The organism is Raineya orbicola (assembly GCF_002843425.1).
Lineage (GTDB): Bacteria > Bacteroidota > Bacteroidia > Cytophagales > Thermonemataceae > Raineya > Raineya orbicola.
Genome location: NZ_NKXO01000062.1, coordinates 1 through 11,313, shown reverse-complemented (window position 1 = coordinate 11,313; position 11,313 = coordinate 1). Strand labels below are relative to the sequence as shown.

10 protein-coding genes are annotated in these 11,313 nt (G+C 38.3%); 7 read left to right on the top strand and 3 right to left on the bottom strand.

What is annotated here, in order from left to right:
* Positions 1 to 128: 128 nt before the first annotated feature.
* A complete protein-coding gene (gene cobT / locus Rain11_RS13165; RefSeq protein ID WP_101359834.1) occupies positions 129 to 1,139 on the bottom strand; it encodes a nicotinate-nucleotide--dimethylbenzimidazole phosphoribosyltransferase in 1,011 nt (336 codons plus the stop codon).
* Positions 1,140 to 1,246: 107 nt separating this feature from the next.
* Between cobT and Rain11_RS13160 the strand changes: the two genes are divergently transcribed.
* The 3 genes from Rain11_RS13160 to Rain11_RS13150 are packed head-to-tail and all read left to right on the top strand — an operon-like array spanning position 1,247 to position 4,634.
* Entirely contained in the window at positions 1,247 to 1,999 is a 753-nt protein-coding gene (locus Rain11_RS13160) for a cell division protein FtsQ/DivIB (protein WP_101359832.1), read from the top strand.
* Positions 1,986 to 3,323: a cell division protein FtsA gene (gene ftsA, locus Rain11_RS13155; RefSeq protein ID WP_101359833.1), complete on the top strand. Its 1,338-nt coding sequence runs from the start codon at positions 1,986 to 1,988 to the stop codon at positions 3,321 to 3,323. The genes Rain11_RS13160 and ftsA overlap by 14 nt, the downstream gene beginning before the upstream one ends.
* A gap of 39 nt (positions 3,324 to 3,362) precedes the next feature.
* Positions 3,363 to 4,634 (top strand): hypothetical protein, encoded by a 1,272-nt coding sequence (locus tag Rain11_RS13150; protein WP_101359831.1) that lies wholly within the window; start codon positions 3,363 to 3,365, stop codon positions 4,632 to 4,634.
* A gap of 1 nt (position 4,635) precedes the next feature.
* On the opposite strand, the gene pfkA is transcribed toward Rain11_RS13150, so the two are convergent.
* Positions 4,636 to 5,610, bottom strand: coding sequence for a 6-phosphofructokinase (gene pfkA, locus Rain11_RS13145; protein ID WP_101359830.1), 975 nt, complete (start codon positions 5,608 to 5,610; stop codon positions 4,636 to 4,638).
* A gap of 170 nt (positions 5,611 to 5,780) precedes the next feature.
* On the opposite strand from pfkA, the gene Rain11_RS13140 reads away from it, so the two are divergent.
* The 4 genes from Rain11_RS13140 to Rain11_RS13125 all read left to right on the top strand — a co-directional run bounded on the left by Rain11_RS13140 (position 5,781) and on the right by Rain11_RS13125 (position 10,894).
* Positions 5,781 to 6,584: a hypothetical protein gene (locus tag Rain11_RS13140; protein WP_101359829.1), complete on the top strand. Its 804-nt coding sequence runs from the start codon at positions 5,781 to 5,783 to the stop codon at positions 6,582 to 6,584.
* Positions 6,585 to 6,629: 45 nt separating this feature from the next.
* Positions 6,630 to 9,410: an outer membrane beta-barrel family protein gene (locus Rain11_RS13135; RefSeq protein WP_101359828.1), complete on the top strand. Its 2,781-nt coding sequence runs from the start codon at positions 6,630 to 6,632 to the stop codon at positions 9,408 to 9,410.
* A gap of 80 nt (positions 9,411 to 9,490) precedes the next feature.
* Complete coding sequence (locus Rain11_RS13130; protein ID WP_101359827.1) at positions 9,491 to 10,018, top strand: gluzincin family metallopeptidase; 528 nt, start codon at positions 9,491 to 9,493, stop codon at positions 10,016 to 10,018.
* Between the two features lie 39 nt (positions 10,019 to 10,057).
* Positions 10,058 to 10,894, top strand: coding sequence for a M1 family metallopeptidase (locus Rain11_RS13125; RefSeq protein ID WP_165778147.1), 837 nt, complete (start codon positions 10,058 to 10,060; stop codon positions 10,892 to 10,894).
* 54 nt (positions 10,895 to 10,948) lie between these two features.
* Here Rain11_RS13125 and Rain11_RS13120 read toward each other — a convergent pair whose 3' ends face one another.
* The gene (locus Rain11_RS13120) at positions 10,949 to 11,146 is read right to left on the bottom strand and encodes a hypothetical protein (RefSeq protein WP_133121597.1); all 198 of its coding nucleotides are present in this window, start codon (positions 11,144 to 11,146) and stop codon (positions 10,949 to 10,951) included.
* Between the last annotated feature and the right edge of the window lie 167 nt (positions 11,147 to 11,313).

Sequence of the window (11,313 nt, the reverse complement as noted above, 5' to 3'; positions counted from 1 at the left end):
TCAATTTGTGGTCTGGAATTATTGCCTACAAATTCCTAGATAAAAAGCCCACTATTAGAGATTTTCAAGAAAAAAATCTACTTACAAATTTTGAACTTTTTCAAGATATTGCCGCTTAACTCACGTTTCTATTCGGATTTTTCGCTCACTCCTGCACTTTCAAAACTTGCCATTTCATTCAAAAAAGTAACAGCACTCTGTATAATTGGAAAAGCCGCCGCACAACCTGTTCCCTCGCCTAAACGCATATCCAAATGCAGTACTGGCTCTGCTTGTAAATATTCCAACATCAAACGATGACCTGCTTCGTTGCTCTGATGACAAAAGATAGCATTTTCTCTAATAGCTGGCTCTATAGATTGAGCCGCAAGAAAAACACTCGTTGCAATGAAACCATCAACCAAAATGAGCATATTCCGCCGAAAAGCCTCCAGCATTGCCCCACACATCTGTGCCATTTCAAAACCCGCAAAAGTTTGCAAAATAAGATATGGGTCAGTTATTGTTCCGTGAAAATTCTGAGCTTTTTTCAAAACCTCAATTTTGTGCAAAAGTCTTTTTTCATCAACTCCTGTACCCTTGCCTACACATTGTTCCATAGGCAACTGACAAAAATAACTCATTAGCATACTTGCGGCAGAAGTATTACCAATTCCCATTTCGCCAAAACCTATCACATTACAACCTGTTTCGGCAATCGTTTGAACAATTTCTTTCCCTTTTCCTAAACAAAAATGTAGCTCTTGCGGGGTCATTGCTTGCTCACGCAAAAAGTTTTTCGTTCCCATTCCTGCTTTGGCTAAAATTAAATCAGCGTGAGGCTCAAAATGATGTTTTACACCTGCATCAACTACTTTCAGGGCAAGATGATTTTGCCTGCAAAAAACATTGATAGCCGCTCCACCACGCAAAAAATTGAGTACCATCTGATACGTAACCTCTTGCGGATAAGCACTTACCCCTTCTTGGGCAATGCCGTGATCGCTTGCAAAAACTACTATCGTAGGATTCTGCAAGCGAGGCGTGAGCGTTTTTTGCACTTTACCGATTTGTAAGGCTAATTTTTCCAGTTTTCCCAAAGCCCCTAATGGCTTGGTTTTCTGATTGATCTTTTGTTGTAGTTGTTCTGTGAGGGTCATTGCTAAAAAATTAAAATTTTTTCGCAAAATAACATAAAATAAAAAGTTGCTGAAAAATTTGTTTATTTGAACAAAATTGTAAATTTGCAGATATTGCAGGAGAATCAATGAAAATTCGTATAAAAAAGCAATTCCGTTGGTTTTTAGGAATACTGGGCATCATATTGCTTTTAAGTGCTTCGGGGAGTTATTATGAGAACCAATATTGTCAGAAGTTATCCATAACAATTGATGATAATGGAGGAAATCTATTTTTAGACGAAAAAGACATACAAAGCCTTTTGGATAGCAACAGCCGTGAATTTTTATTGAATACACCTTACAAATTTATCAATACGAGACATTTGGAAAAGAGGCTTCGGGCGAATCCTTTTGTAGAAGACTGCATCATCAGTAAAAAACTCAATGGCGAGCTTGCTGTATGGGTGCGTTTAGTGAAGCCTATTGTAAGAATTTGGAACAAACAAGAAACTTTTTACTTGGATAATAAGGGAAAAAAAATTCCTTTTTCCAAGAAATTTACGCCTCATTGTTTGATTTTCAGCACTGATGAAGTAAATTTTGACTTTGAAAACAACGAAAATGATAAAGAATTGTTAATTTTGCTTCAAAAAGTTACATCTGACTCTTTTTTTCGCTCTCAAATTGCACAAATTGTTAGGTTTCGTCAGGGTTTCAAGATATATTTGCAACTATCGGAGTCGGAAATTGATTTTGGCAGTATAGAAGATTGGGAAACGAAATTACGCAAATTAGAAATTCTTTGTAAATACATTTTGCCACGTAAAGGCTGGAATGCTTACGAAAAAATTAGCTTAAAATATCATCAACAGGTTGTTTGTGAATATGCAAAACGATAAAATTGTTGTCGGTTTAGACATTGGTAGCACCAAAGTTTGTGCTGTGGTAGCTCGTCAAGATGTACTGGATAGAGATAGAATTGAAATATTAGGTTTTGGCAAAGCCGATTCGGAAGGTGTAAACCGTGGAGTAATTTCTAATATAGAAAAAACCGTGGAGGCAATTAAAATTGCTATAGCCAGGGCCTCACAAATGTCTAATATCCGCATAGAAGTGGTCAATGTAGGTATTGCAGGGCAACATATCCGTACTTTTACACAAAAAGGAGGTATTACTCGCCACTCTACCGAAGACGAAATTTCCAATGCCGATGTAATGAGGCTCATCAATGATATGTATAAAACACCTATTGCCGCAGGTTCGCAAATACTTCACGTAATGCCCCAAGATTTTATTGTAGATAATGAAACCGACATCAATGACCCCGTAGGTATGGCAGGTGTGAAGTTAGAAGCAAATTTTCATATCATCACAGCCCAAACTACCTCTTTGGATAACATCAAGAAGTGTATCAAAAAAGCAGGACTTACCATTCAAGACCTCATTTTAGAACCCATAGCTTCCAGTCTGGCTTGCCTTACGCCCGAAGAACGTAAAGAAGGGGTTGCTTTGGTGGATATTGGTGGAGGTACTACCGATTTAGCCGTTTTCTATGACAATATCCTTCGCCATACGGCAGTTATCCCTTATGGTGGCAAAGTGATTACTTCCGACATCAAAAGTGGCTGTATGCTTATGGAAAACCAAGCCGAATTACTGAAAGTTCGCTTCGGCAAAGCTATTGCCGAGCAAGCCAGCAGTATGGAAGTGGTCGCTATTCCCGGCTTACGCAATCGCCCTGCTCGTGAGATTTCTCTCAAAAATTTGGCTAAAATCATAGAAGCCCGAATGACTGAAATTATTGAGGAAGTCTATAAAGAAATTTTGCGTTCGGGTTGCCACGATAACCTTTCACAAGGCATTGTACTTACAGGCGGTGGCTCTCTTTTAGAAGGCATCAAAGAATTATTTGAACTTCACACAGGTTTGCCTGTACGTATCGGACATCCTACCGAATACCTTACCCCTACGAATATCAATCTCGTTAATCAGCCCTCGTATGCTACGGCTATTGGCTTGGCTTTGGCAGGGTTTCGTTCATTAGACGATAGAGACCTACTACCACAAAGTAATAACAATCAACCTACCCAAACTTCTCATACCGAAACTTCTAAAAAAGAAAAAATCACGAAAAACAATTCTTTCTCAGGCTTTTTGAATAAAATCATTGACCGTACCAAAAACTTCTTGCTTGATGATGTAGATGACAAAGATGATTATTGAGTTATCTATAAACTGAATCATCAAATACACAACTATACTATGAAAAAAAACTTTTTCTTTCTACTCTTTTTGTCCTTTACAAATAGTTTTGCACAAAAAGCCGACAGCGTAGAACGATTGAAATTATTTCTGAACTGCACTTCTTGGTGCTTTGAAGATTACGTTCGTACAGAACTCTCTTTTTTTGATTTTGTTCGCGATAGATTTCAGGCAGATATACAAGTCCTGATTATTGGTCAGGAAAATGGAGCAGGAGGAAGTAGCTATACGCTTACTTTCATAGGTCAGAATCAGTTCAAAAACCGAAACGATACACTTAAATTTTCTACCAAACAAGCCGATACCGAAGATATGATACGTGGGCAACTTGTCAAAAACCTCAAATTAGGATTAGTCGCCTACCTGAAAAATACAGAATGGGCAAACCAGATAAGCATTGATTTACCCAAACGTGCCACTGAAAAAGCTCTTATCCAAAAAGATAAATGGGACTACTGGGTTTTTACGCCAGGGGGCTGGGGCAGTCTGAATGCCGAAACCAATTCTTTGAGCTACAGCATAGACCTCTATTTTGATATAAATCGCACCAAACCTGAATTAAAAGTTCAAAGCTCTTTTGGTTACAGCACAAATTTTAGCAAGTTTACTTTTGAAAGTACTGATGATGATGGTAATATTTATTCAGAAACTATCAAAGCCAAAAATGAGGGACACTATGGTAATGCGTTGGTTGTAAAAAGCCTTTCCGAACATTGGGCAATGGGTGGTTATGCTCAAAATGGCTCTTCGGTGCGTAGCAATTTGCGTTTATCAAGTACTATCGCTCCTGCTATTGAATACAACATCTTTCCAAATTCTATCAATACGCAAAAACAATTCCGCCTGATAGCACAAGCAGGCTATCGCTTGTGGCATTTACGTAGCATCAACGAAAGAGATAATCTTTTAGAACTGGAGCCTTATTATCGTTTTGATGCCATTCTCAGTTTGGTACAACCTTGGGGAAGTATTGGAGGACAAATCGGCGGACATCATTATTTTAGAAATCAAGATACCTATCGTTTTACGGGTAGAATAAACATCAATTGGCGGGCTTTTGAAGGTTTTAATTTCAATCTTAACTTGGGGGCTTCGTATGTGCAAGACCAAATTTTCTTTTTACCCAAAGATATTAACCGCAACAATGTACTATTAGGTGCGGGGATTTTAGGTACTAACTTTACCTTATGGGGTTGGGGCGGTATTAGTTATACGTTTGGCTCTATCAATAATTCAGTAGTGAATCCGCGTTTTGGGGGAATTTATTTTTAGGCTAAATGCTTAAAATTTTCACAAGTTCCATCATCTCTTGGCTAATAGGTTTTACTTTTTGGAAAGTATCTTCAAAAGGCGTATAAACCACTTGGTCGTTGATAATGCCTGCCATTACGTTTTTATAGCCTGCCAGCAAACCTTCTACGGCGGCATAGCCCAATCGGCTGGCAAGCAGGCGGTCGCGTGCCGTAGGAGAACCTCCTCGCTGAATGTGTCCCAAAGTTGTTACACGAATATCAAATTGATTAGGCATCATTTGTCGGATTTTATCGGCGACTTCTTGTGCTCCTCCTTCTTCATCGCCTTCGGCTACGATTACAATGGACGAGGTTTTTGACCTTTTCCAGCCTGCTTGTAAAATTTGAGCCACTTCGGCAGTACTCATCAAGATTTCAGGCACCATTACAATTTCAGCCCCTCCTGCTATGCCGCAAGCAATTGCAATATAGCCTGAATCTCTCCCCATTACTTCAATGAAAAACACTCTATCGTGAGAGTCAGCCGTATCGCGAATTTTATCAATAGCTTCCAAAGCTGTATTGACTGCCGTATCGTAACCTATGGTGTAGTCGGTGCCGTAAAGGTCATTATCTATTGTTCCAGGGCAACCCACCGTAGGAATGCCAAATTCTTTGTAAAACTCTACTGCTCCCCGAAAAGTACCATCGCCCCCTATGGCAACTAAACCCTCTATGCCTAATTTTTGTAAGTTTTCGTATGCTTTTTTTCTACCTTCGGCAGTCATAAATTCTTTACTCCGAGCTGATTTGAGTATCGTTCCACCTTTCTGAATGATATTGCTCACTGAATTGGATTTCATTGGTACAATATCGCCTTGTATCATTCCGTTGTAGCCTCGCATAATACCAAAAACTTCTAAACCCTTGTAAATAGCAGTTCTAACCACAGCCCTTACACAAGCATTCATACCCGGAGCATCGCCTCCTGATGTGAAAACAGCAATTTTCTTCATAGAAAACTAATTTGTGGAAAGTTAGAAAAAATACGAATAAAAATGGCAAAAGTCGGGAAAAAATCAAATTGTTTTACGAATTTTGTAAAAACTAAAACACTCAAACATTTTTTGTGGTTTGCATACTAATTTTTCTGTCAAAGCGTTTTCAATTCAAATTTCTAAACATTATGAAAAAAGTTTTTTTAGCAGTAGTTGTTTTGACTTGGCAAGGTTGGGCTTATGCTCAAAGTACTTTCAAAGGAATGATAGAATATGAAGCTACGGTTCGTATTGATGTAGAGAGTATTCGTCAGAATAATCCCGAAGCCGCCGCCAATATTCCCGATGTGTTCAATTACACTGAAAAATTATTTGTCAATGGCAATTTGGGGAAAGTAGAGAGAATTTTTCCGATGATGATGGGAGGCGGTAGAGCCAATCCGCAACAACAGCAAAGAATGATGAATCAGTTTCGCCGTTTTATTCCCGAAACCTACTGGAATTTCAGCGAAAAAAAGGTTTATACTTTTACCACTTTGCCCAAAGATAGTGTAAATGTAGAAAAGTATGTAGTAGAAAAATCCGTTGATTTCCCACAAAATATCAAAAAAGACGAGAAAAAAACCAAGAAAATTCTCGGCTACAACTGCAAAAAAGCTACACTTAAAACTGATGATGATACTTACACTATTTGGTACACTACCGAACTTGGTTTTACTTATTCACCGCTTTCTCAAAGTACGCAAGGTATGCAACGCTGGGGCAGAGGCGGTGCCAATGCACCCAAATTGCCTGTAATTGTGATTGAAAATGCCGTTGTAATGGCAGTAGAAGGTACAGATATAGGTTTTGAAGTCAAAAAAATTAGCAAAGACGAAGTCCAAGAAATTACAATGCCTACCGATGCACAAAAGGTAACCGAAGAAGAATTGCGTGAAATTTTCCAAAAAAGACGCAGTAATTTCAGAATGACGATGGGCGGAGGCAGATAAAACATTCCATTTAGCTATTTTTGTTTAAGCAACCATTCAGCAACTATGAAAAAGATTGCTCTACTATTTTTTTGCCTTGCATTAGGCGGAGAGATGCTGGCACAAGCTAAAAAGGGCGTAATACGCGGGCGTATTGTAGATGCCGTGGATAAAACTTTTGCTCCGGGGGCTACTATTAGCATTCAGAAACTACCCGACTCTACGGTAGTAGGTTTTACAATGAGTGATGAAAATGGGGTTTTTGAATACAAAAACCTTGCAGAAGGAAATTATCGCATTTTAGTAAAACTTACAGGCTCAGCTCTGCTGAAAAAAGAGTTTCAAATTTCTGCTTCGCAATGGGAAGTAAATTTAGGTAATTTGGAACTTCAACCTGAAAGCATACAAGGCATAGAAGTAAAAGGAGAAGTAACTCCCGTAGAAATCAAGCAAGATACCGTAGAATTCAATGCTCGTGCCTTTCAGACTAAACCCAATGCAACCGCCGAAGACCTACTCAAAAAACTACCCGGTGTGGAAGTTTCCAAAGACGGCACCGTAAAAGCCCAAGGCGAAAATGTTAGAAGGGTACTTGTTGATGGCAAACCCTTTTTCGGTGATGACCCCAAACTCGCTACCCGCAATATTCCCAAAGATATGATTGATAAAGTACAAATCATAGACCAGATGTCGGAACAATCGCAATTTACAGGGGTAGATGATGGCAATCGGGAAAAGGTTATCAATATCACGACTAAAAAAGATATGAAAAAAGGTACTTTTGGGCGGGCTATGGCAGGAGTAGGCACCAACGACCGCTACGAAGGCAACCTCACGCTCAATCGTTTTAATAATAATCAGCAGCTTTCGCTTATTGCTTCCGCCAACAATATCAATAGCCAAAATTTTACGCTTAACAATGCCATACAAGGAGGGGGAAATTTCCGTGGAGGATTTCAGCGTATTGCACAAGCCTTTGGGGCGGCAAATCCTAATAATAGCAACGGCATTACTACCGTTTGGTCAGCAGGATTGAATTTCAATGATGAATGGGGTAAAAAATGGAAAATCAATGGAAATTATTTTTTCAATCATAGTGAGCTTGTCGTTTCACAAAATACCAAACGCCAAAACATTCTTACCGATAGCACTTTCTTTACCTTCCAAAACAACGATAACAACACGCTTACAGGAAATCACCGCCTCAATTTCCGCATTGATTACGAAATTGATAGCCTTACGCTCTTGCGTATTATTCCTAATCTTTCCATTACACAAGTTGATTACAACAATTTGAGCGTTTCTCGCACCTTGAACTCTAATCAGCTCGCTTTGCTCAATGATGCCAATACCGAAAATATCAGCGAGAATAACCAACTTAATTTTGTCAATCAATTGCTTTTCAGGAGAAAATTCAAGAAAAAAGGCAGAAGTTTTTCAAGCAATTTCTTTTTCACCAATACCAACCAAGAAGGGACAGACTTCAATACTGCTCTGAATAGATTTTACACAAATGGTACTATCAATAACGAAAGGCTTATTCGTCAGAAAGCAACCCAAGACAACGGAAGTCTTATTTACAGAGGGGGTATTTCTTACACCGAGCCATTGAGCCGTAGGCATAATTTAGAAATGAATTACCAAATCAGCAACACCAACAACCTCACCGACCGCCGTGTATTTGATTTTGACGAAGTTGGTAGCGACTACCTGCTCCCCAACCCTCAACTTACCAATAACTTTGATAACAACTTCATTTCTAATCGTTTAGGCTTAAATTTGGTTACAACCAAACTTAAATACAGCTATACTTTGGGCTTTGCCGCACAAATTGCCACCCAAAACAATCAAGATATTACCCGAAACACCAATTTCAGACGAGAGTTCATTAACTTGTTTCCCACAGCTCAATTCCGCTATAATTTCGGCAAAAACCGCCGTATGCGAATTGAATATCAAGGAAGCACGAATCAGCCTACCAACGCTCAATTGCAACCAGTCCCCGATAACAGCAACCCGCTCAATATCACCGTAGGTAATCCTGATTTGAAGCAGGAAGTAGTAAATACTATACGCGGTAACTATGTGAGTTTCAATGCCGAAAAATTCAGAAGTTTCTTTGTATTTTTCAACGTAAGCAATACAATCAATAAAATTGTAAATAGCACTACTATCACGCCTTTTGGAGCACAGGTCAATTCTTATCAAAATGCTGATGGAGTTTGGAATGCAGTAGCTTTTGCAGGAGCAGGTATTCCACTCAAAGGTAACTCTTTGGTTTTGAGTTTAGCCACTAACGGACTTTGGAATAAAAACATTAGTTTCATAAACGATGCCCGCAACATTGCAAATACCTACACCATAGGGCAAACAGCCCGCATTGTTTGGAATTTCAAAGAAAATTTAGATTTCAATCTTTCAGGAACATTGAACCACACGAGCCAAAAGTATTCTTTGCAACCTCAAAATAACGTGAGCTACTTTACCAATATTCTGGTGGCAGATGTTACTTATACCTTCAATAATGGTTTGGTATTTGGTACAGAAGTAGATTATTTCGCCAATTCAGGGCTTGCCGAGGGTTTTAATCAAAATTATACTATTTGGAACGTGAGTCTTGCCAAACAAGTGTTCAAAGATAAGCGAGGAGAAATTAAAGTACGAGTGTATGATGCTCTTCAACAAAATATAGGTATCAGCCGAACTACCACCGAAACTTACATTCAAGATGTTTCTAATGTAGTTTTGCAACGTTACTTTATGCTTTCTTTTACTTACAACATCAATCGTTTTGCCGCCCAACGCCAAGAACAAGAACGTATGAACCGAATGATGTTTGGCAGATAAAATTTTAGTTACTCACCCAATCTGATTGTAGAAAAATCGCAGAAAAGTGTAGATTTGCCGAAAAATATAAATTTACCTCTATGAAACTGCGATTTTTCTTTTGGTCTACTCTTTTGTTTCAAGTAGCCTTTGCTCAAACCTATGAAGAACTCAAAGGGGGGCTTTTGCCACAGAGAGCCTGCTTTGATGTTTATTATTACGACTTGCATCTGCAAATTATTCCCGAAAAGCAATTCATTCAGGGAACTAACACGATTTTTTTCAAAATACTTTCCGAAAGCGAGGAAATACAACTTGATTTGTTTGAAAATATGTACATCAGGGAAGTAATTTTTGAAAATCAAAAATTAAAGTTTGAGCGAAAATTTGACGCATTTTTTGTGAAATTTCCTCGCAAATTACGCAAGGATAGCCTTTACAATGTTAAAGTAGCCTATCACGGAAAACCTGTTTCATCGCGTTCGGTGCGAAAGGATAATGGATTTTTTTGGGTCAAACACAATGAAAAAGACTTGGTAGCGGTACAATGTCAAATTTCAGGAGCTTCGCTCTGGATACCCTGCAAGGAGCATCTCGGCGATGAACCCGACTCGGTACGTTTGCATTAGGAAGTACCCATAGAGCTGGAATGTATCAGCAACGGGAAATTGGAAAAAACTGAAGTTTCTCACAAGCAGGGCTATAAAATTAGTCATTGGTTTGTGCAAAACCCTATCAATCTTTACAACATTACTTTCTATTTGGGAGATTACCGAAAACGCATTGGTTATTACATTAACGAAAAGAACGAAAAAAAGCCTGTTGAGTTCTACTTTTTGAGCTATCCTGCTCAAGATTCCACCATTAAGAAGTTTTTTATGAATAATGCCTTGCATTTTTTGGCTTTCTGTGAAAAAAACTTTGGAGAATATGCTTTTTGGAACGATAAATTTGCGATTGTAGAAAGTCCTTATGCAGGAATGGAACATCAGGGTTGTTTGGCAGTACGCTCAATGAACAAAGACTATTGGAGGTTTAGCAAATATGGCTTGCCTTACGTACTTATACACGAAATGGCTCACGAGTGGTGGGGTAATGCGGTTTCAGCTTCCGATATGGGCGATATGTGGCTACACGAAGGTTTTGCAACTTATTCGCAATACTTGTTTATAGAATACCTGTTTGGTAAAAAGGCTTACCAATCTGCTATTGATAGTCTTTTACAGGATACCTCAAAGCCTATTTTAGAACAAAGAGGGGTATATGCGGCCGATAAAGTTTTTGGTGATCTTGTAATCTATAACGGCGGAGCTTATTTTTTACACAAACTCCGATTAGCTATCAACGATGACAAGGCTTTTTATGATATTCTCCGCACTTTTTATGAACGTTTCAAAAAGAAAAATGTCCTTACCGAAGATTTCCTTGCAGTTGTCAATGAAAAAACCAAAAAAAATTGGAAAGACTTTTTTGAAAAAAATTTAGGTAGGAAACTATTGAATTGAAACAAAAAAACTTGCCTTTTATGAGACAAGTTTTTAAGAAAAATTGTTTAACCCTTACTCACTGTTACGCAAGTTTTCTAAAAAAGAACGGCGTTTTTCGGCAATACTTGCACTTTCTTTTTTAGATTTCTTGCTATCAATGTCTGAAAAATAGTCAAATATTTTAAGCACTTTTTCAGTCTGATAGCCTGCACTTTTCATCAATACACAGCTCAACTGATATGATAAGAGCAAAATTTCTTCCTTCGCCATTTCCACAGGCGAGGTTTGGAATAATAAAGTTTTTTTCTTGCAATATGACCGCCAATTGAGGTATTTGGAAAAATAAAAAAATGGCATTTATTTAGGAAAATTTTCCAACGATTAACCTAAAAAAAATGCCAAATTTATTAGAAATCCTCCTGCTTTTACAAACAGAA

Bases quoted from the DNA above. Each gene is read 5' to 3' on its own strand.
- Rain11_RS13150 (WP_101359831.1), top strand. From the start codon at position 3,363: ATGAAAAAAAACTTTTTCTTTCTACTCTTTTTGTCCTTTACAAATAGT.
- Rain11_RS13140 (WP_101359829.1), top strand. From the start codon at position 5,781: ATGAAAAAAGTTTTTTTAGCAGTAGTTGTTTTGACTTGGCAAGGTTGG.
- ftsA (WP_101359833.1), top strand. From the start codon at position 1,986: ATGCAAAACGATAAAATTGTTGTCGGTTTAGACATTGGTAGCACCAAA.
- Rain11_RS13120 (WP_133121597.1), bottom strand. From the start codon at position 11,146: ATGGCGAAGGAAGAAATTTTGCTCTTATCATATCAGTTGAGCTGTGTA.
- Rain11_RS13160 (WP_101359832.1), top strand. From the start codon at position 1,247: ATGAAAATTCGTATAAAAAAGCAATTCCGTTGGTTTTTAGGAATACTG.
- cobT (WP_101359834.1), bottom strand. From the start codon at position 1,139: ATGACCCTCACAGAACAACTACAACAAAAGATCAATCAGAAAACCAAG.
- pfkA (WP_101359830.1), bottom strand. From the start codon at position 5,610: ATGAAGAAAATTGCTGTTTTCACATCAGGAGGCGATGCTCCGGGTATG.
- Rain11_RS13130 (WP_101359827.1), top strand. From the start codon at position 9,491: ATGAAACTGCGATTTTTCTTTTGGTCTACTCTTTTGTTTCAAGTAGCC.
- Rain11_RS13135 (WP_101359828.1), top strand. From the start codon at position 6,630: ATGAAAAAGATTGCTCTACTATTTTTTTGCCTTGCATTAGGCGGAGAG.